The organism is Marinobacter sp. S6332 (genome assembly GCF_023016045.1).
In the GTDB taxonomy this organism is placed as follows: Bacteria; Pseudomonadota; Gammaproteobacteria; order Pseudomonadales; family Oleiphilaceae; genus Marinobacter.
Window position 1 is genome coordinate 24,530 of record NZ_JALKAP010000011.1, and the last position, 20,888, is coordinate 45,417.

Here is a 20,888-nt window from a genome sequence, read left to right on the forward strand (position 1 = left end):
GATATGAATTCTTAATATAAACTGAAAGGTGCCAAGTATGCGGGCAGTGAACATGCCAATCGTGATACTGGTTGTGGCAACTGCGCTAGGTGGCTGCGGCCAAAAAGGGCCGCTATACCGGGAGAGTCCGGATGAATCCGGGCCTGCCGCCGGTAAACCCGTCAGCGCCGAAGCGCAAACCGAGCGCTCGGGCGACCGCAACTCAGGCGAGCAATAGTTCTACCGATACCAGCACCGTGACACGAATCAGGAATCAAATGAACCATTTTAACTACCGTGACGGCGAGCTTTACGCCGAAGATGTACCTGTCTCCTCCATTGCCGAACGCTTTGGTTCGCCAGCTTATGTATATTCCCGGGCGGCTCTTGAGCAGCATTACAAAGCCTATGACGACGCCCTGAAAGGACGCAAGCTTCTTGTTTGTTATGCCGTTAAAGCCAACAGTAATCTGGCTGTGCTGAATATACTTGCGCGCTTGGGCGCAGGCTTTGACATTGTCTCTGCCGGTGAGCTGGAACGGGTTCTGCGTGCTGGCGGCGATGCAAGCAAGGTTGTGTTTTCCGGCGTTGGAAAGCAGGAATGGGAAATGCGCCGGGCTTTGGAGGTGGGTGTTCGCTGCTTTAACGTGGAGTCTGATACCGAACTGGACAGGCTCAATGCGGTGGCTGGCGAGTTGGGTGTTAAAGCCCCCGTCTCGCTTCGTGTGAATCCGGATGTCGATGCCGGAACGCACCCATATATCTCTACGGGCCTGAAAGAGAACAAATTCGGTATTGATATCACCGAGGCGCCAGCAGTCTACGCGCGAGCAGCAACCCTGCCGAACTTGGATATCCAAGGCGTGGATTGCCACATAGGTTCGCAGCTTACCTCTGTCTCTCCATTTATGGACGCCCTCGAGAGGGTCTTGGCACTGGTCGATGAATTAGCAAGAAGTGGCATCCATATCCGGCACCTTGATATGGGCGGTGGTCTGGGAGTTACCTATAATGATGAGCAGCCGCCCAAACCATCTGACTATGTGCGCGCTTTGGATGAGCGCATTGGTGACCGTAAGTTGGAGTTGGTCCTTGAGCCCGGGCGCTCCATTGCGGCGAATGCCGGCATCCTTATTACCCGTGTGGAATTTCTGAAGTGCACTGAACACCGCAATTTTGCGATTATTGATGCCGGCATGAATGACCTGATCCGCCCGGCGCTTTACAGCGCCTGGCAGGCCATTGTTCCAGTACAGTCTCATCTGGATGCGGAAGAAAAGGTCTGGGATTTGGTTGGTCCTGTGTGCGAAACCGGCGACTTTCTGGGCAAAGACCGTCCCCTCCGCCTTAATGCCGGGGACCTTTTGGCTGTGCGCTCTGCCGGTGCCTATGGCTTTGTGATGAGCTCCAACTACAACACCCGAAACCGTCCGCCTGAGCTGATGGTGGACGGTGATCAGGTCCACGTAGTTCGCCGTCGTGAAACCATTCAGGACCAGCTCGCGCCCGAAAACTGCCTGCCAGAATGAGCGGAGGACAGGAAGCGGGTCAGCAGCGCCGCAATCAGGGACCACTGTTACGGTTCAGCAAAATGCACGGGCTGGGCAATGACTTTATGGTGATTGACGCCATCAGTCAGCCATTTAGGCTGCGCCCGGAAATGATTAGAGAACTGGCAGACCGGAATTTTGGTGTCGGTTTTGACCAGCTTTTGGTTGTGGAACCGCCCGGGCTGCCGGATGTGGATTTTCGTTACCGCATATTTAACGCCGATGGCTCGGAAGTTGAGCAGTGTGGCAATGGCGCCCGATGCTTCGCCAAGTTCGTGCGTGACCAACGCCTTACGAATAAAAAGATCATCCGTGTGCAGACGGCCAGTGGCGTGATTGAGTTGCGTGCGGTTAAAGACAGCATGGTGATGGTCAATATGGGCGTGCCGGAGTTGAATCCGACGGCGATTCCGTTTGCTGCCGAACGCCGCAAAGACGTCTATACCCTAGACGTGGGTACTGAGCCTGTCGAACTTAGTGCTGTGTCTATGGGTAATCCCCATGCGGTCATTGTGGTTGAAGATGTGGACTCCGCGCCAGTATCAGCGCTTGGCTCGCGTCTGGAAAATCACCCAAGGTTTCCATCGCGAGCCAACATTGGTTTTTTGCAGATAGTCAGTCGCAATCAGGTGCGCCTGAGGGTCTATGAACGTGGTTCGGGCGAAACGCTTGCCTGTGGTAGCGGAGCTTGCGCGGCAGTGGTGGCAGGCCGTTTGCGGGGCCTGCTGGATGACCGTGTGGAGGTTGAACTGCGTGGCGGGCGGCTAGTCATTGAATGGCAGGGTGAGGGGTCGCCTGTTATGATGGAAGGGCCTGCTACGAGTGTATTTGAAGGGCAGTTGAGACTGCCTGGTGATTCAAGCGGTAGCCGGCGCCGAAAGCCCAGCCGCCCAAACAAACAACGGATCTGACGACAGCCAGGAGAGCACAATGACAGACCAAACGGCCCACCAGAAGGCCGGAGAGCTCACCCGCGAAGCCGTGGCTGAGTACCTAAAGCACAATCCTGATTTTTTTGTCGATCAGGATGAGCTTTTGCGCAGCCTAACACTGCCCCACGACAGTGGCCGGGCGATCTCTTTGGTTGAGCGGCAGGTGCACCTGTTTCGCGAACAGCGGGATACGCTCCGCCATGAACTTGTAGAGCTGGTATCCATTGCCCGCCACAACGACCGTCTGTTTGAAAAGAGCAAGCGGCTGTTGATGCAAGTGATCGAAGCCCGCAATCTAATGGACATGGCATCCGCTATTGATGACAGCATTCGCGGCGACTTCGGGTTAGATGCAGCTTCGGTTATTTTGTTTGCCGAAGGGGATGTGCTCGGAAACTCTCAGGGTGCTCTGCATGTTGTGAGCCCTGCGGATGCACAAGAGCGCCTCGGTAATCTTTTGGAAGGCAGCCGCGCAGTCTGTGGCCAATTCCGTGAGAGCGAGCGGGAGTTCCTGTTCCCGGATCGTGACGAACCCATTGCTTCTGTAGCCTTGGTACCTCTGCGCCATGACGAACTGGTGGGAGTGTTTGCGGTCGGAAGCTGTCAGCCTGGTTACTTTGATCAAAGCATGGGGTCACTGTTTCTCAGTTACATCAGTGACACCCTCAGCCGACTACTGCCACCCATGGTGCGCCGCCATACTACGGCCGCTCCAGTTGCCGACCTTGCGACAGAGTCCCGCTAGAGTGACCGCTACGCCCGCCCCAGCTCTCGTGCCTGATGAGTTGAGCGGGTGCATGACCGCCTTCATACAACATCTTGCATCCGAGAAGCGCCACTCGCCCCGAACCTGTGACAGCTATCAGCGCGATCTGCAGCGGCTGGCCGTCTGGCTTGTGGAGCAGGAGAGCCGCGAGTGGCGTAACCTTAGCGGTTATGATCTGCGCCGTTACGTAGCCAACCTTAGTCGTGCGGGGTTGAGTGGTCGCAGCATTGCCCGCCACCTGTCGGCCATAAGGCGATTTTACCAGTATTTACTGCGGGAACGCCTAGCCACAGACAACCCAGCCCTAGACATTCGCGCGCCAAAAAGCAGCCGGCGCCTGCCCGGTGTGGCCGACGTCGATCAGCTCAATTCTCTTCTGGATGCCGCCCCGGACGACCCTTTAGAAGTTCGCGACCGGTGCATGTTCGAGCTGATGTATTCTTCGGGCCTGCGCTTGGCGGAACTCGCCAGCTTGGATATCGATGCCGTTGATTGCAAAGGTGGCGAAGCGAGGGTTGTCGGGAAAGGTGGCAAAACACGACTGCTACCCGTTGGACGAAAAGCGCTGGAAGCCATAGCCCAGTGGTTGCCCATTCGCGCAGGGCTTGCCCCGGAAGCTGAGCCCGCGCTGTTTGTAAGCCGCAGGGGCGATCGCATTAGTCACCGTAGTGTTCAATCCCGGCTTAGCCGCTGGGGCGTTTTAAAAGGAGCAGACCAAAAACTCCACCCGCATATGCTCAGACACTCCTTCGCCAGCCACATGCTTGAATCCAGTGGTGATTTGCGAGCGATTCAGGAATTGCTGGGTCATGCGGACATTGCTACAACTCAGGTCTATACTCATCTTGATTTCCAGCATTTGGCTCGGGTATACGACCAGAGCCACCCCAGAGCGCGAAGACGCAACTCGCGTGACTACGACGACCAGAACGACGGACAAGAAGGAACTACTTGATGTCATCGGATCAGACCTGGAAGGACAAGTACTTTCAGGAACTTGAATCTGCAGAGCAGAGGGAAGAGCATTGGAAAGCCGAGCGCAATGTTCTGGAGCGTATGCTGGTGCGCACCAGCCTTGCGTCTGCAGGCCAAACACCCGAGCTGGACCGCCTGCTTGATCAAATAAGGTCTGACCTGCGCAAAGGAAAAGTTGAGGTGGATAGCTGGCGGCGTTTGCAGGAGCAAATAGATCGCCAAATCGCTTTGCTGGACGATATGCCCTCGGCCGCGATGGTTGAAGGCGAAAACACCGTAAGTGAGAGTGCGAGCGAGACGGGTTCGCTTGAGCCGGCCCCCAGTGTTGAAGATCAGAGCCAGCGGCTGCGAATCGCCCGACGTGTTGGTCACCTCCTTGGGCAGTTGCTTAGTCAGGTTTCTTTGGAGCCGGATGCCGAGTCCCGGGCGCGAAACCTTCAAAAAGCACTGCTTTCGAGTGGCAACTGGGATGAGTTGCGGGACGGGCTGAATCAGGTGGCAGACCTGATTGTGGCCGCTGTTACCCGCAGTCAGCGCGAGTTTGAAGCCTTTCTCAAGCGCCTTGATGAGCGACTTGAGTCCTTGCAGGAGCATTTTTTCCAGCAATCATCGGCGCAGTCTAGCCGTCAGGCGGCAGCCGAAACCTTGGACCGCAATATCCGTGATGAGATTGAGCAGGTTGGGCGGCACATCGAATCAAGCGGCGACCTTAACGAGCTAAAACAGTCTGTCACTAGCCACTTGGAGTCTATTGGCCAAGCCGTCGGGCGTTTCCGGGTTGAAGAAACGGAACGGGAAAAAATGCTGTCTGAACAGCTGGCGGCCATGCAGGAAAAAATGGCGGCCATGGAAGCACACTCTGAGCAAATGCAGGGGCAGGTAAAAAAGGAACGTGCGCGAGCCGTTACAGATTTGCTTACACAGCTGCCTAATCGTGAAGCCTGGCAAGAGCGTCTGTCTTTTGAATTCAATCGCTGGAAGCGTTATCAGTATCCACTGACCATTGGCGTTTTGGATATAGATCTGTTCAAGCGTGTGAACGACTCTTACGGACACAAAGCTGGTGATAGGGTGCTTCAACTGGTGGCTAGAGAAATCAAAAAACGGCTGCGCAAAACGGATTTCGTAGCCCGCTTTGGTGGCGAAGAGTTTGCGCTGCTGTTTCCGGAAACACACGCGGAAGATGCTCGTGCAGTGCTGGACAAGCTGCGTGCCCACGTTGGTGACTTGCCGTTCCATTTTGGCGGAGAACCGGTGACCATAACCTTCTCTAGCGGCTTGGCGGCTTTTGCAGCCGACGACACTGAGGAGTCGGTTTTTGATAGGGCCGATAGGGCACTCTACCTTGCCAAGGACAATGGCCGGAACTGTATTAAGATCGGTTAGTCCTGAGGATACCCTGTGAAGGCCACCCCTTTAGTTTTAGCTTTCTGGCTGCTTCTAACCTGCCAAACTTCGGCACAGGCAGACCCACCCCAGGCATCACCCGCGCCGGTATTGGGCAGTGAAGACCTGAACTGGGTTGGCGAACAGGAAATACTCCGAATTGGGGTGCGCGCAGAGCAAGTGCCTCTCGTCTTCGACACCGGCAACGGTGACCTCGCAGGGACTTATATTGACTACCTTGCCCGCCTCTCGGGTAAGCTCGGCCTACCAATTGAGCCAGTAGTAGTAAGCACTGACGATAATACCGAAGCACAACTTGCGCAGCCCAAAACCGATGCTTTGCTAACCACAAGAATCCCGGGAACACCTGTGCCGGATGGTATTCGGTTTACACATCCATTAATGACGCTCACCTATGGCCTGTTTGTTAGTGCAGGCGATGCCGCAATCCGTTCATTGGCGGACCTTGAGAGTGGTCGCATAGCGGTTGTTGAGGGCGATCCCAACCAGTATGACATGCTTGATTCTGTCGAAAGCTTTACACCAGTGCCAGTACAGAGCCTTGGTGAAGCCGTTAGCCGTGTGTTGTCCGGTCAGGCAGATGCCTTTCTCGGGCCGGTGCCCGTGGTGTCGGATTATCTGCAATCAGCCATGATAAACGGTATTGGCCTATCGGTGCTGCTTGATCAGAAATCTGTCGATGTGGTGTTTCAGGTGGATGAAAGCAATGGTTCTTTGTTCCGGGTGCTGGATCAGACCGTAGGTGCCATCACCCACAACGAGCACCGGGTTATTCGGCAGTCTTGGCTACAGGTGGATCTTTCGGCGTTGGAGCAGAGCGGGGTGGAACTGTCAGCTTCTGATGTCGACTGGCTCAAGCGCCACCCTGAACTTTCGGTCGCTTATCGCTCCGATTGGCCGCCGTTCGAATATGCACAAGACGGCCGCCCCACCGGCCTTGTACCGGATCTGGTTGCGCGCCTTGAAAACCAGTTAGGCGTTAGGTTTGAAAGGAAAATACTGGAAGACCGAGTGACCGCTGAGCAGGCACTGGTTTCCGGAGATGTGAATATTCTGCCAGGCTTGTCCCGCACACCGCGAACTCAGGAGTCGTTTCTCTTTACTCGGGCCTATGTGAACGTGCCAATTGCTTTGGCTATCCGCGATGACGGGCGCTTTATCGGAGATTTGCGGGAACTGCGGAGTGAGCGTGTGGGTGTGGTAAACCGCCATGCGGCACACGACTACCTGTTGATTAACCATCCAAATCTTGACCTTTACCCTATGACAACGGTCGAGGACGGGCTGCTAGCTCTCTCCAATGGCGACCTTGATGTTATGGTGACCCATATTCCGGCAGTCAGCTATACCGTTGCCAGACTTGGTCTTTCCAATCTTCGAATTACCAGCATTACACCCTACCAATATGACCTGCGGCTAGCGGTCACTAAAGATAGCCCAGAACTGCATCGCATTCTTAACAAAGCTCTGGGCAGCCTGAAGCCTGCCGATACAGAGGCTATCTACAACCGCTGGATTCACCTCGATATTGAACAGGAAGCAGACTACACAGTGGTGCGACGGGTTGTTCTGATCGCCATTGTGGTGGTTCTGATCTTCCTCTACTGGAACCGCAAACTGTCGCGGGAAGTGGACGAGCGAATTCGTTCTGAAAACGCTCTGCGCCGGAGCGAAGACGAATTGCGGGCAGCCAAACTGGAGGCGGAGCGCTTAGCCCGGGAGGCAGAAGCTGCAAGCCGCACCAAGAGTGAATTTCTCGCCAATATGTCCCATGAGATCCGAACACCCATGAATGCGGTGATCGGCTACAGTGATTTGCTCAGCAACAGTGTGACCGACCCCCAGCAGCGTAACTACTTGGATGCCATCCGAGCTGGGAGCCGCAGCCTACTGATGTTGATCAACGACATTCTTGATCTCTCCCGAATTGAAGCTGGCAAAATGCGGCTGGATTATTCGCCGGTATCCGTGCGTAGGCTGCTGGATGATGTTCGGCATATTTTTGATCTGCGCGCACGGGAACAAGGCATCACTCTGGAAGTAAGTGTTGGTTCCAATATGCCGGTGGCGATGATGTTGGATGAGACCCGTTTTCGGCAGGTGCTGTTCAATCTGGTGGGTAACGCTATTAAGTTCACTCACGAAGGCGGCGTAGCAGTGCGGGCAACCGTCAAACCGGTTGAAGATGAAACCGGGCAAGCGCAGGAACACCAAAATTACCGGCTCACGGTCAAGGTAAAAGATTCGGGTATCGGGATTTCTCCCGACCAGCGTGACCGTATCTTTGATGCCTTTGAGCAACAGGAGGGGCAGAACACTCGCCGTTATGGTGGCACAGGGCTAGGCCTCGCCATCAGTCGTAAGCTGGCCCGGATGATGGGGGGCGAATTGGAAGTAGAAAGTGAGCCGGATAGTGGATCTGTTTTTACGCTTACGTTGCCCAACGTTCAATCGACCGGTGAGCGGGCTGAAGATGAAGGTGAAACTAAGGAATCTGAACGCTTGTTGGCACAAACGCTGAGTATTCAAGAGCGCGGCTGGTTGCGAGAGCAGCTGACGGCAGATTTTGGTGACGAGTGGGAAGCTGTGCGGGAAAGTGGTGACCCGGAAGAAATGAGAGACTTTGCTCGTCGCGTGCTGGCGTGGGGGGAGCGTTATCGCTCAAGGTCCGTAACGCGTTTTGGTGAGAAGTTGCTGGCAGATGTCGAGGCGTTCAATCTCGATTCGGTGAACAGTGCGCTGGATATGTTTCCTAAATTGCTGGGCCGTGAAGAATGAGTTGAATGGGCGTCTCTATAACTCAGAGCGGGCTCAAACTCTTAGAGGCAATCAAACTGGGACCGGCGGTCAAAGGCTACAGAAACCATATCGTAGCCGGAGTCAGACAGGTTGCGGATCAGCTCGCGGTCTTTTAACAAAGCCATACAGACTTTGTGAACGCTGGCTTGAAGCTGTTCCGATGCCTGCTGACTGGCCGCAAGGCGGAAATCGACGATGAGATACTTGCGGTCGACAGCAGAGGTCGCAGGAATATCTTCGCGCTCAACACTCTCGTAGCCAATGTAGGTTGCCTGATCTTTAGGGAACACCTGACTCATTACGATGTCCAGATTCTCCGCGTGGGCAGTTTGCGCGGCAAGTGCAGCAGCAAATGTTGCGATGTGGATCAGGCTCTTGATGTTCATGTAGGCTTGCTCCCCGAGTATAGCGTTCCGGATGCGTGTAACGGATTGTAATTTTTCGTTACAAGGATTATTGCAAAAACTGTCGCTTATTGCGTGGTATTAGGTCCGCTTTTTTCAATTGTTTGCAGTTTGCATACATTAGGGGTTTTGGCTCGATTGCAAAGGGCTCCCATGAACGTCGCCTATCAACTATTATGAAACCAAAACTGACGGCAGGAGACTTGCCCATGTTTCAGCTCGTATTCAAGGGAGAGTGCGCCCCTGGCACAGATATGACCACCGCGCGAAACAATGCCCGCGCTTTGTTCAAGGCCAGCGTTGAACAAATTGAGCGCATGTTCAGCGGCAGTCCCGTGGTGATCCGCAACAAGCTCGATGAAGAACAGGCCGAAAAATATCGACAGGTGCTGAACAAGCACGGCATGCTTGCCTATGTTCAGCCTATGCCGGGCAGCCAACCTCCGGAAAAGCCAGCGCCTGCACCTGGGCCCACTCCCATCGCACCCAGTGCAGATAAAACTGCCTCCCAACCTGCAAGTTCGCAGCCCCGCACCAACACACCAAGTGTTGAACCGGGTGATCGCTTGCCGGTGGCGGGAGAAAAAGTCGATGAGATTCTTGCCGGGTCGGCGCTTGGGCTCGACCCGGTAGGTGTGACTCTGGTAGAGCCTGAGGAGGCCGAGCCGCCCATGTTTCAACATCTTGACGACTGGACATTGGCCCCAGCCGGTAGCGATATCGGCGTTGAGCGGGACTTGCCGCCACCCATGGTGCCGGATGTGTCGCATCTTTCATTGGCAGATGACGAGTCAAAAAGATAATGAGCTTGGAGAGCATGGGATTTGTTAGGTTTTGAAGTGGCTCTCGGTAGTATCACTTACCTGCCTGATTTTAGCGGCCTCCGAAGTACTCGCGACGGCCGCTAGTGACACACCAGACGATGATCGCCCTCAAATTGGTCTCGTTCTTAGCGGTGGTGGTGCAAAAGGCATGGCCCATGTAGGTGTGCTTCGCGTGCTGGAAGAAATGAATATCCCGGTGGATTTGGTGGTAGGTACCAGCGCGGGTTCAGCGGTGGGTGCACTCTATGCCTCGGGCATGTCGGTCGCGGAAATAGAACAGCGCTTCATTGACTTGGACTGGTTGTCGAGCTTTCGGGATGACCCCGGTCGGGCATACAAGCCTGTCCGCCGGAAAGAAGTAGAGTGGCGTTTTCCCGTTACGCCCGGCCTTGGTGTCAGCTTGGACGGGCTGCATCTGGGCGCAGGTATCATCGCCGGACAAAACCTTGGTTTTATCCTTAACGGCCTCACCCATAATGTTGCTCTAGTCGAAGACTTTGACCGTTTACCTATCCCCTTCCGAGCGGTCGCAACCGATTTGGAAACCGGTGATATGGTGGTGCTTAGCAAGGGCAATCTAGCTAACGCGGTGCGGGCAAGTATGAGCATTCCCGGCGTTTACGCCCCGGTCAACCTTGATGGCCGCTTGCTGGTAGACGGCGGCATCGCGAACAATTTGCCTATTAGTGTCGCCCGTGAAATGGGCGCAGACATTATCATTGCCGTTGATATCACCGATGCCTTGGTAAGCTCGGATCAGCTGCAAGAAGCCTTCTCGGTGTTTCGCCAGCTCACCACCATCATGACCCGACGCAATACTGACCAGCAGCTCGATTTGCTGGGCGAGAAAGATGTTCTCATCCGTCCGGATTTAAAAGACTACGGCTCAGCAGACTTTTATGATGCGCCAGCGTTATTTGAGCTGGGAGCCGCCGGAGGCCGGAAACATGCAGTAGAGCTTCGCCCGCTGACTGCACCAAGTGAGGTGTGGCAGGCGTATAGATCGCGATTGGCTTCTGCAAATCTGGGTGCAGAGGGAGTGGTTGCAAGTATTGACGTTGAGTATGGCCGTCGCCTGAGTGGGGCGTTTCTCAAGGAACGTATACGCCAGAAAACCGGTGAGCCTTTAAATGTGGAAGCGTTAGAGGCGGATCTCAAACGGATCTACGGGCTTGGCTATTATGAAACCGTGTCCTACTCCCAATCCCCGTCAGCCGACGGAACGCAGTTGGTTATCAAAGCTCAGGAAAAAAGCTGGGGGCCTAACTATTTGTCTTTCGGACTCAATTACGAGGACAACTTCGACGGCGATACCCGATTCAACCTTACCTCTTCCCTGCGTGTGACAGAATTGAATGCTCTGGGGGGAGAGTGGCAAACGGGCCTGCAGCTTGGTACCGAACCGCGTGTCCGCACCCAGTGGTATCAACCACTTGACTATGGCTATGAGCGCTTTATGGTGGCGGGAGCCGAGTACTCCCGGGACACTGTCAGTGTTTACGACCCTGAAGGCGCGCGTGTTGCTGAGCTTGATGTTACCTTCCGGTATTTTGATCTTGGTTTGGGGATGGAGCTGGGTGGCAACGCTGAGACACGCTTAACCTACACCCGCGGATATGCCACGGTGGATAAACAGGTTGGTGTAGCGGTAGCACCCAGAGAAGCGGTGCATCAAGGCGGTATCAGCCTACAGTTGGTGCATGACTCCCTGAATGATGCGTTTTTCCCCCGCAGCGGTGCCTTTGCTGGAATTCGGGGTCGCTTGGAGCGCGAAGATTTAGGGTCTGACCGGCACTTTGATGCTTTAACAGGTATGGCTCTGGGCACAGGTAGTTGGAGAAAGTTTACCCTGACGGGGCTGCTCTATGCCCATACGGTGACTCGCGGCAATCCGGGCATTGAAAACAGAATACGGCTTGGGGGCTTTCGGCGGCTATCCGCGTATGCGCCTGGACAGATCACTGGAAACAGTGCAGGGATGGCATCTGTTTATGCTCGCCAAGTGTTTGGAGGGCCTATTACGCCTTGGTTTGCAGGCATGGGGCTGGAAGCAGGCAATGCTTGGGAATCACTGAGTGATGCCGGGTGGCACAGTTCAGTAAAGTCCTGGAGTGTTTTTGCCGGAGTGGACACCTTCTTAGGCCCAGTACAGCTAGCAACTGCCTACAACAACGAGGACAACTGGACGGCCTACCTGAATATCGGTTTCTCGTTTACCCAGCTGTTTTATTAAGGCGTTTTTGCAAGTGAGCTGGACACTGTTGCGGCTTCACAAACCTGCTGACACTGTTGAAGGGCGTAGTGGTGGAGGATTGAAGCCAGTCTTTCTTCATCTCGGTCTCGAAGTGCGCTGATGGATTCCCGCATGTGCGCAAGATTGTCTTCCAGCACCCGCTTGCCGCCGCGCTTAAAAGCGACGAACGCGCAGCGTCTGGCCGAGGGCCATAGGTCGTCAATTGCCGCAACAATAAAATAGTTGTCGGCGTAGGCGAGGGAGGCTTTGGTGTACTCAATGCCTAGGTCGAGGAACGCCATCAGATTATTTTTATGAAAGTGGTCTTCCATCTGCTGGTACAGCTGCTCTAGCCGGCTCAAATCTTCCGGTTGCCACTGACGTGCAAGCTTGCGCCCCGTGTGGGCCAAATACAGCTCCAGCGTTTCGTAAAGACTGCGTACAAAGTAATCGTCCAGATCTGTAACAAAAGCGCCTTTGCGAGGCACGTTTTTTACCAAATGGCGCTTTTCGAGTAGTAAAAGACCTTCGCGAATGGAGCCATTGCTAACCTCCATTTGCTTTGCCATTGTGCCTTCGTAAATACGTTCACCGGAGCTGAATTGGCCGAAAACGATCTGATTCTCAATGTGGCGGGCGACTTGTTCAGTCAGTGTTATTCTTGGTTCGAAGGCCTTCATGGGTGAGTTTCACTAGGCATAGTTGAATGAGTGTAGAAAGAATAGTCGCATATTCAACCATTCTGGAGCCAGTGTCCAAGAAGCCAAACGTTCGATTACAGCAAAGGAGCCAGCAGGCGAACGGCGCGGCAGGTCAGGCGGAACATCAGCGAGCGGCCTTGATAGTCCTCTTCCGTCATCCTGCGGCAGTGGGAAAGATCTTCTGTGAGCATGGCGTCCACTTCGCCAACAAAGGTTTGCGAGGTATTGATCGCGATGATCTCGAAATTCAGCCGCATGGAGCGGTTGTCCAAATTAGCGGTGCCGACAGCGGCATAGTGGTCATCAACCAAGACGACTTTCTGATGCATAAAGCCAGGTTGATACCGATAAATACCAATGCCCGCCTGCCGGGCTTGGATTAGGTAGGAATAGGCTGCAAGCCCAACGAATAGGTTGTCTGACTTTTCCGGAATCATGATTCGCACGTCCACTCCGCGCAGAGCAGCCAGTTGCAGTGCATTCACAATCTGCACGTCGGGAACAAAATACGGCGAAGCAATCCAGATGCGGGACTGAGCGTTGTTGATGCAGCTCAGAAAAAATAAAGTGCAGGTTTCCCAAGTGTCCGCCGGTCCTGTAGGCAGCACCAACACCTGCTCGTCGCCCGGCATTTTCTCATTTGGCGACCAGTCCAGATTGGGAAACTCGTTGCTGGCCCAGTTCCAGTCCTCCAGCCAAGCCAGTTGCAACCCGATAACGGCTGGGCCTTCTATGCGGCAATGGGTGTCTCGCCAGGGCTCTTGATCTATAACGGTGCCCAGATACTCGTCACCCAGATTAATGCCACCTACAAAACCAATCTTGCCATCACAAACCAATAGCTTGCGGTGGTTGCGAAAGTTAATCTGAAACCGACGGCGTCGGATGTTGCCGTCGCCAAATGAAGCAACCTTGGCACCGGCTTTTTCGAGCTCTTTCAAATAGGCCCGTGGCAGCCCGAAGCTGCCCACGTCATCGTACAAAAACCATACCTGCACGCCTTCCGAGAGCTTTCTCTCAAGCGTGGTTTTGATGCGTTGGCCAATTTTGTCAGAACGGACGATATAGAACTCAAGAAGAATATAAGACGTTGCGTTCTCCATCGCTTTAATCAGGGCATCGAATGTGGCTTCGCCATCCTTGAGCAGATCGCACCGGTTGCCCTCTGTGAAGGGCTGGCGGCCGAGCTTACAAAGCACTTGCAGCGGCCTATCAAGGTTTTGTTGTTTTGGCATGGAGAGAGAAGTGGTCTGCCGCTCAAACCGGTTGAGCAAAGCCGTTAGGGCTTGGTCTCCCATTCGCCGTGCTTTGACATAGCCACCAAAGCGCGAGCGGCCGAACACAAGGAACATGGGTACTGCGATATAGGGCAGACCTAGAAGGCCGATAATCCAAGCGATAGCACCTTGGGTTGTACGATAAGTCAGAAGAATGCGATAGATGCAGGCAGCCGAGCCCAAATAAAGCAGGCTGATTGCTATGGCCACTAGTGAGGTGTCAGGCATTATTCGTCTGCTTCCCGGTTAAGATGCTGTGCGCGATACTGTGCAGGAGCCGTTCCGGTCCAGCGTTTGAAAGCTCGGCTGAACGCGCTCAGCTCGGAGAATCCCAATAGAAAGGCAATTTCCCCCAACGCGTAGCGATCAGACGCAACATAGCGCAAGGCTTTGTCTTTACGAACATGTTCCACAAGCTCGTGAAAGCTTAGACCCTCTTTCTTGAGTCTTCGGTACAGGGTTTGACGGCTCATGTGGCATTGTCTGGCCAGAGTGTCAGCATCGATCTTATCGGTCGACATTTGGCGCGATATTAGCCGGCGGATCTTGCGACCGAATGAACGTCGAGTTTGCAAGCGAGCCAGCAGGCCGTTGACCTGCTTCAAAACCGCTGAATACACATATGGGTTGCGATGCGGAATCGGATGACTCATGTGGCGGCTGTTGAATGCAAGACGTGTTGCTGCGGCCCCGAAGACCACTGGCCCTCCTAGCAGTTTTTCGTACTTATCGGCGTAATCCGGGCGCCCATGGGCGACTTCTACCCACTCAGCGTGTATTCCTGAATAGATAAAGTGCCGGGTTCGACACAAAGCGGCTGCCAAAGTGCGATCCATATCCTGACGGCAGTAGTGCTCCGGGGAGTCTGCCTGCCAAGTCAGAATAGCTTGATCACCCGTTTGCTCGAAGCTCAGAGTGACCGATTCGTTGATTAGCCGGTGCAAACGTACGTACTGGGTTACAGCTTCGCCAAGCGTATCGCAATTGAAAAATACGTGCCCAACCAGCCCCATACGGTCGGGATCAATAATCTGACCTGCGTTTAGGCCTATCGCCGGGTCGCCGGTCACTTTTTCTGCGTGATCCCAAAGCTCGTAGTGAGCATGTGCAGGTATGCGCAGATCGGGGTCCTCAAGTGCCGAAATACTCACGCCAGTGAGCTGTTCAACCCGCGGCCTGTCCAGAACCCCCTGACGCTTCAGGTAGTGCACCAGTGCAAGAGTGCTCGATGCTGCAACGAGAGGTGCTGTTGTGTTGTCCGTAGGTGCAGATGTCACTTTAGCCGGCCCATTAACGAGTTGTCATGGATGCTGATACAAAATGTCAAACGAGTGGGACAGTCTGTCAACGGTTTCTGTTTTGTACAACGATAGCATTTAACGCACAGGTTGAAGTAATGGAAAACGCATCAGGAGGTGTTCGATGAGAAACGAAATTTTTGTACCCCAAACCGAGCTTGAGCGCGAAAACGTAATGGCATTGGCAGAATATCTAGGCGATATCTACTACTGCTAAAGCCGTAGCGAAGAAGACTATGACCAATTTAGCCGGGCAATGCCCGGTTTTTTTTCGCCGTAAAAAGCGGCCATCTATTGTCCTCCCCTTGCTCGTTTGACTGGCAGTGTTAATGTATCGGCATCGTAAATAACATGAACCCGACGGAGACGGCCCGCCCATGAGTGAAATACTAAATCACAGAATTACCGGAGAAGGTGCCCCGCTGATCCTGATGCACGGTTTGTTTGGTGCTCAGGAAAACTTGGGTGCTATCGCCCGGCAGTTCCATACTCAATGGCAGGTGCACGCTTTGGATCTGCGCAACCATGGTAGCTCCTTCCACGCAGATACGATGGATTACCCAAGCATGGCGGGAGACGTGCTTGAGTACATGGACAAACAGGGGCTCGACAGGGCCTGCCTGCTGGGACACTCAATGGGCGGAAAGGTGGCGATGCAGGTTGCTTTGCAGGCTCCGGAGAGGATTGAGAAACTCATTGTTGCCGATATCTCTCCGGTAACCTACAAAGCGCACCATGACGTTATTCTAGAGGGTATGATGCAAGTTGATCTTGCTAGTGTTCGTTCCCGTCGTGATGCCGATAAGCAGCTGGCAGAGTTCGTGGAGACGCCTGGTGTTCGGCAGTTCTTGCTCATGAACCTCGAACGGATTCCGAACGAAGACCAGTTAAAAGACGGCCCGGTGTACCGTTGGCGTTTGAACTTGAAAGCCATTGATGACTGCTATGCGAATCTGGCCGCAGCACCAGTTGCAGATGCGCCATACAAGGGCCCGGTGTTGTTCTTGAAAGGGGCTGACTCGGCTTATATCCAAGAAAAACACAAGGAAGACATCATCCGATTGTTCCCGGAAGCCCAGATCCAAGTTATTGAGGGTACCGGGCATTGGCTGCATGCCGAAAAAACGGACACCTTCGTTGCGCTGTGCCAGCAGTTTCTCTCGGGTCAAAATAACAAACAAGCGGGTTGAGCGTATGAAGTGGTTGACGGGCGGATTTCTGGTTTTGTTTATTGTGCTGGGCGGTTTTTTTATGGCGCCATCTCCTATTGATGCCAGCGCCTGGCAGCCACCGAGCCCGAAAGCCATGACAGGATTGCTGGCGCCGAACGAGCAATTGCGCCAAGCAGAACTGCTTGCAAAAGGGCAGGTGTATGGGCCGGAAGACACAACGGTTAACTCCGAAGGTGTAGTTTATGCGGGCACCCAAGATGGCTACATTGTGCGGGTATATCCGGACGGCCGAGTTGAAAACTGGCTGTCCACCGGAGGGCGCCCTCTGGGCATGATGTTTGACCAGAATGGCAATCTTATCGTTGCCGACGCCTGGAAAGGGCTGATATCAATTACCCCGGAAGGCGAAACGACTGTACTGGCCAGTGAGGCAGAGGGCGTTCCTTTCCGGTTTACCGACGATCTTGATATTGCCGCTGATGGCCGGATCTATTTCAGTGATGCCAGCTCACGTTTCTACCAACCGGATTACCAGCTCGATTTGCTGGAAATGCGGCCCCACGGCCGCCTCTTACGCTACTCCCCAAAAACAGGTGAAACCGAGGTGTTGCTTAGTGGCCTGCATTTTGCCAACGGCGTTGCAGTGGCACCTAACGGCGATTATGTACTGGTGAATGAGACCTGGAAATACCGCATTCAGCGCTATTGGATAAACGGACCGAAAGCAGGGCAAGCGGAAATTTTCGTGGATAACCTGCCGGGCTTTCCCGACAATCTGGCGGTGGATGAAAAAGGCCGGTACTGGGTCGCTTTCCCCACGCTTCGCAATGCCAGTATTGATACCTTGCACCCGAAACCCTGGCTCAAAGAATTGGTCGCCAAATTACCCAAGAGCTTTCAGCCTGCGCCACAAGAGTACGGTTTAGCCATAGCGTTTGATAGCGACGGAGCGGTAATAACCAGCCTGCACGACACGCAAGGCGAGCACTTGCAGGAAATTACCTCGGTTAACCCGCACGGCGGGCAGTTGTACTTTGGCTCTTTGCACAATGACCGTATCGGGCGGCTAGCCTTGCAGGCTATCCCGGGCCTTGAGGAGTAGAAATGACCGAACAACAACCTATACAGTGGGATCTACCTGCCCCCTTTACCCTTGAGATTCTGGTGGTTGAAGAGGATACCGATGAGCTGGGGCACGCCAACAACGTTGTTTACGTGCGCTGGCTGGAAGACATCAGCTGGGCCCACGTTAAGAGCTTGGGCATGACTTGGGAGCTGAATGAAGCAACAGGCAAAGCCTTCGCGATCACCCGTACAGAGATTGATTATCTTGCGGCTGCAAACCCCGGGGATCGGCTGATTATGGGTACCTGGCTTACCGGCTTTGATGGACGCTTCCGTTCAGCGAGACAATTTCAGCTGGTGCGCCCTAAAGATGGAAAAACTCTGGTTAGGGCGGTATCAACCCACGCCTGTGTGGACTTGAAAACCCAGCGGCCCTCGCGCGCGCCAAAAGAATTTGCCGATATCATGAAGGCGGCTTGTGTGCCCGGAGGAAAGGGTCTGTAAGTCACTATTGCAAGCACTTTCTGGTAACCTGACGAAAGAATAGAAGCTCCAACACCAATCAGTCACTAATCAGCGCGCTTTCTCGGAGATACCCATGGATATGCCCATTGACCAGAGTTCAGAATCGTCTATGAAAAAAGTGGTCTATAACCAGTTTGGTGAGCGCAATGTTTTGGAGGTAGTGAGCTCGGACATTCCTTCACCGCAAGCAGGCGAGGTACTGATTCGTGTTCACGGTGCCGGGCTCAACCCGATTGACTGGAAAACCCGCAAAGGCTTCGGATTTGTGGCGCAGCAGATTGAAAACGCTTTGCCATGGACACCCGGCTACGATGTGGCCGGAGAGGTGGTTACCATTGGTGACGGCGTAACCACTCTGGTGCCGGGAGACCGGGTGATGGGGTTGGTTGGTTTTCCGCTGAATGGCGGGGGCTATGCAGAGTATGCGCTGACAACGGCAGACGAGCTGGCCGTAGTACCCGAGGAGCTTGATCTGGTAACTGCGGGCGCCTTACCGCTGGCGGCACTCACAGCTTGGCAGGCCTTGTTTGAAGTGGCCGAGCTTGAAGCTGGCCAGAAAATTCTTGTGCATGCTGGTGCAGGCGGGGTCGGCCATCTGGCTGTACAGTTTGCTCTGGCGCGGGGTGCCCATGTTATTGCAACGGCCTCTGCCGGAAACCGCGACTTTCTTGCAGAGCTGGGGGTGCACGAGGTCATTGACTACAACACCACAGATTTTGCGGAAGAGTGCTTTGGGCTGGATGTGGTGCTGGACTTGGTAGGCGGCGACACGGGTAAACGCTCCCTGCGCACTTTGGGAGACAGCGGCATGCTGGTAACCATTCCTACGGTGACTGCCGATGAGGTAGTCAGTGCTGCCGAAGCACAGGGCTTAAGGGCTCACGGTATGACTGTTCGCCCGGATGTCTTCCACCTTGAAGAAATTGCCGAGCTGATTGAAGATGGCGAGGTGAAGGTGCACATTGAAAAAGCGTTTACGCTGGATCAGGTGGCACAAGCCCACGAACTGCTCGAAGGTGGGCATGTGCGGGGCAAGCTGGTTCTGGATTGCAGCTAGCCCTCAGTTGTTAGCTTCTTGGTGACGAGCTTTCGGGGGGCGGGCCTTCGCCTGTGGCTGAGGGCTCTTTACCCATCGCTGAAGGCTCTGCCCCCTCCCCATTACTTTCCTTGTTTTTCCGCTCTTTACGGTTCTGGGGTGGCACCAAGCTGATCAGTATCCAGTCGTCATCCGGTTTCAGGTCGTCCATGCTGCGTACCGGGTTGATTCGGCTCTTGCTGTCAAACACAAACAGCACCAGAGCCTGACCTTGGTATTTCTCTAGAAAGTCGTTGTAGCCATACTCTTCACTGAGCTGGGTGGTTTTTATTGAATATCCTTGACTGGCCAAGCTCGCAAGTTTGGCATAGCTTACGCCGTCAAAAAGGCCGCGGGTCATTTGTATTTTTCCGGCCGTTTGGTGCCGTGCTTTTTGATCTTGATCGCCTTCCGAAAGACTAAATACACTGGTGTCGCCGAACCAATCCAAAAAGTGGTAAGTCGCCAGCGAGTTCATGTGTTTGTAAGGGGAGATAACCAACAGGTTACCGATCCCTGTCAGATCAAGGTGGGTTGAAGCGTGCTCGGAAACCGGGTTGCCGAAGTACACTTTCAAGTTGTCCATTCGTGCTTGGCGCACGTTTTCCCAGTTGGTGTCTGTTAAGGCAACGGGAACTTCATGCTTCTTGAGCGCCTGCGCAATCATGCGGGCAACAGGATTTGCACCCAGAATCAGGAAGCCATACTCCGCCGGTTCGGTGACTTTTAATAGTCGGGCAATAGGCCGCGCGGTTAGGCTTTGCAAGGTCACAGTTGCAATAATGAGTACGAACACCATGGGCACAAGGGCAGAAGCACTCTCGTAACCCAGATTTTGGAGTTGAAAAGCGAAGAGTGCGGAAACCGCCGCTGCAACAATGCCTCTGGGAGCTATCCAGCTTAAGAACACTTTCTCCCGCCAGTTTAGGTCTGTGCCTATGGCTGAGAGAAATACGCTCAGCGGTCGGGCGACCAACATCAAAACCACCAGCACTACGGCTAAGCCCCAGCCCAAATCCGCGATAGCGGCGAATTCCACTCGCGCAGCCAGAATTATAAACAGCGCTGAAATCAGCAGTACGCTTAGTGATTCCTTGAATTCGAGAATGCTGTCTACAGATACCTGCTTCATGTTGGCCATCCAAATACCCATAACCGTTACGGTAAGCAAGCCGGATTCGTGGGCCAATTCATTGGACAGGGCATAAACACCCAACATGAAGGTGAGCGTGGCGGCGTTGTGCAGGTATTGCGGCATTAGGTGCTTGCGTAGCACCAAGCCGTTCAAATAACCGGCTACAGCGCCAGTAACAAAGCCGATTAGCAGGGTTTTACCAAAAATATATAGAGAGTGGCCGAAAACATTGCCTTGCCCCCAAGACACAATGCCCTCAAACACGAGAACGGCTAGCAAGGCGCCTACCGGGTCTATAATGATGCCTTCCCAGCGCAGAATGTTGGCCAGTTTTGCGCTTGGGCGCACAGAGCGCAGTAGGGGTGCGATAACAGTGGGGCCTGTGACTATGGAAATAGCGCCGAAGAGCAGAGCCACTGCCCAAGAGATATCCAAAACCCAGCGAGCCGCCAAAGTGCCGATAATGCCGGTAACAATGGAGCCAATGGGTATCAGATTACGGGCCATTTTGCTGTGTCCGCGAATCTCGTCAAAGCGGAGTGTTAGGCTGCCTTCAAACAGAATGACGGCAACGGCTAGAGACACCAGCGGAAACAGCAAGTCGCCGAAGACCTCGTCTGGTTTTAAAAAGCCCAGTACCGGGCCCACCAATATGCCTCCTGCCAGTAGAAATAGAATCGCGGGCACACGCATGCGCCAGGCAAGCCACTGAAAAGACAATGAGAGGACACCAATGCTGGCGAGAATCAGGACTGTGCTGGCTGGCATAAA

The 20,888-nt window shown here is 54.1% G+C and carries 17 protein-coding genes and 1 pseudogene; 13 read left to right on the plus strand and 5 right to left on the minus strand.

Annotated features, from left to right (window positions below):
* Positions 1–37: 37 nt before the first annotated feature.
* The 7 genes and pseudogenes from MWU62_RS19005 to MWU62_RS14820 all read left to right on the plus strand — a co-directional run.
* Positions 38–136, plus strand: a pseudogene (locus tag MWU62_RS19005) (lipoprotein); the annotation flags it as partial.
* A gap of 121 nt (positions 137–257) precedes the next feature.
* Complete coding sequence (lysA, locus tag MWU62_RS14795) at positions 258–1,508, plus strand: diaminopimelate decarboxylase (RefSeq protein WP_247115614.1); 1,251 nt, start codon at positions 258–260, stop codon at positions 1,506–1,508.
* Complete coding sequence (gene dapF, locus MWU62_RS14800; RefSeq protein ID WP_247115615.1) at positions 1,505–2,440, plus strand: diaminopimelate epimerase; 936 nt, start codon at positions 1,505–1,507, stop codon at positions 2,438–2,440. The genes lysA and dapF overlap by 4 nt, the downstream gene beginning before the upstream one ends.
* A gap of 19 nt (positions 2,441–2,459) precedes the next feature.
* Positions 2,460–3,206, plus strand: coding sequence for a DUF484 family protein (locus MWU62_RS14805; RefSeq protein WP_247115616.1), 747 nt, complete (start codon positions 2,460–2,462; stop codon positions 3,204–3,206).
* Between the two features lie 52 nt (positions 3,207–3,258).
* The gene (gene xerC / locus MWU62_RS14810; RefSeq protein ID WP_247115617.1) at positions 3,259–4,182 is read left to right on the plus strand and encodes a tyrosine recombinase XerC; all 924 of its coding nucleotides are present in this window, start codon (positions 3,259–3,261) and stop codon (positions 4,180–4,182) included.
* A complete protein-coding gene (locus MWU62_RS14815) occupies positions 4,182–5,588 on the plus strand; it encodes a GGDEF domain-containing protein (RefSeq protein ID WP_247115618.1) in 1,407 nt (468 codons plus the stop codon). Before xerC ends, MWU62_RS14815 begins: the two co-directional genes overlap by 1 nt.
* Before the next feature lie 15 nt (positions 5,589–5,603).
* Entirely contained in the window at positions 5,604–8,387 is a 2,784-nt protein-coding gene (locus MWU62_RS14820; RefSeq protein WP_247115619.1) for a transporter substrate-binding domain-containing protein, read from the plus strand.
* 41 nt (positions 8,388–8,428) lie between these two features.
* Here MWU62_RS14820 and MWU62_RS14825 read toward each other — a convergent pair whose 3' ends face one another.
* Complete coding sequence (locus MWU62_RS14825; protein ID WP_247115620.1) at positions 8,429–8,794, minus strand: hypothetical protein; 366 nt, start codon at positions 8,792–8,794, stop codon at positions 8,429–8,431.
* Positions 8,795–9,021: 227 nt separating this feature from the next.
* Between MWU62_RS14825 and MWU62_RS14830 the strand changes: the two genes are divergently transcribed.
* Both MWU62_RS14830 and MWU62_RS14835 read left to right on the plus strand, forming a co-directional pair.
* The gene (locus MWU62_RS14830; protein WP_247115621.1) at positions 9,022–9,615 is read left to right on the plus strand and encodes a hypothetical protein; all 594 of its coding nucleotides are present in this window, start codon (positions 9,022–9,024) and stop codon (positions 9,613–9,615) included.
* 64 nt (positions 9,616–9,679) lie between these two features.
* Positions 9,680–11,869: a patatin-like phospholipase family protein gene (locus MWU62_RS14835; protein WP_281494935.1), complete on the plus strand. Its 2,190-nt coding sequence runs from the start codon at positions 9,680–9,682 to the stop codon at positions 11,867–11,869.
* Here the strand turns inward: MWU62_RS14835 and MWU62_RS14840 are convergent.
* From MWU62_RS14840 to MWU62_RS14850, 3 genes are all read right to left on the minus strand, one after another.
* Positions 11,866–12,549: a GntR family transcriptional regulator gene (locus MWU62_RS14840; protein WP_247115622.1), complete on the minus strand. Its 684-nt coding sequence runs from the start codon at positions 12,547–12,549 to the stop codon at positions 11,866–11,868. The two genes, MWU62_RS14835 and MWU62_RS14840, sit on opposite strands and share 4 nt — an antisense overlap.
* 95 nt (positions 12,550–12,644) lie before the next feature.
* Positions 12,645–14,075 (minus strand): cardiolipin synthase, encoded by a 1,431-nt coding sequence (gene cls, locus MWU62_RS14845; RefSeq protein WP_247115623.1) that lies wholly within the window; start codon positions 14,073–14,075, stop codon positions 12,645–12,647.
* Entirely contained in the window at positions 14,075–15,124 is a 1,050-nt protein-coding gene (locus MWU62_RS14850; protein WP_247115624.1) for an AraC family transcriptional regulator, read from the minus strand. The genes cls and MWU62_RS14850 overlap by 1 nt, the downstream gene beginning before the upstream one ends.
* 398 nt (positions 15,125–15,522) lie before the next feature.
* Here MWU62_RS14850 and MWU62_RS14855 point away from each other — a divergent pair, with 398 nt between their 5' ends.
* The 4 genes from MWU62_RS14855 (at position 15,523) to MWU62_RS14870 (ending at position 18,964) form a co-directional block, all read left to right on the plus strand.
* On the plus strand, positions 15,523–16,335 hold the full coding sequence (locus tag MWU62_RS14855) for an alpha/beta fold hydrolase (protein ID WP_247115625.1): 813 nt from the start codon (positions 15,523–15,525) through the stop codon (positions 16,333–16,335).
* Between the two features lie 4 nt (positions 16,336–16,339).
* Complete coding sequence (locus tag MWU62_RS14860; protein WP_247115626.1) at positions 16,340–17,419, plus strand: SMP-30/gluconolactonase/LRE family protein; 1,080 nt, start codon at positions 16,340–16,342, stop codon at positions 17,417–17,419.
* 2 nt (positions 17,420–17,421) lie between these two features.
* On the plus strand, positions 17,422–17,886 hold the full coding sequence (locus tag MWU62_RS14865) for an acyl-CoA thioesterase (protein WP_247115627.1): 465 nt from the start codon (positions 17,422–17,424) through the stop codon (positions 17,884–17,886).
* Between the two features lie 94 nt (positions 17,887–17,980).
* Positions 17,981–18,964 carry an NADP-dependent oxidoreductase gene (locus tag MWU62_RS14870; RefSeq protein WP_247115628.1) on the plus strand — a complete coding sequence of 328 codons (984 nt, stop codon included), beginning with the start codon at positions 17,981–17,983 and terminating at the stop codon, positions 18,962–18,964.
* A gap of 10 nt (positions 18,965–18,974) precedes the next feature.
* Here MWU62_RS14870 and MWU62_RS14875 read toward each other — a convergent pair whose 3' ends face one another.
* Positions 18,975–20,885 carry a sodium:proton antiporter gene (locus MWU62_RS14875; RefSeq protein WP_247115629.1) on the minus strand — a complete coding sequence of 637 codons (1,911 nt, stop codon included), beginning with the start codon at positions 20,883–20,885 and terminating at the stop codon, positions 18,975–18,977.
* Positions 20,886–20,888: the final 3 nt, after the last annotated feature.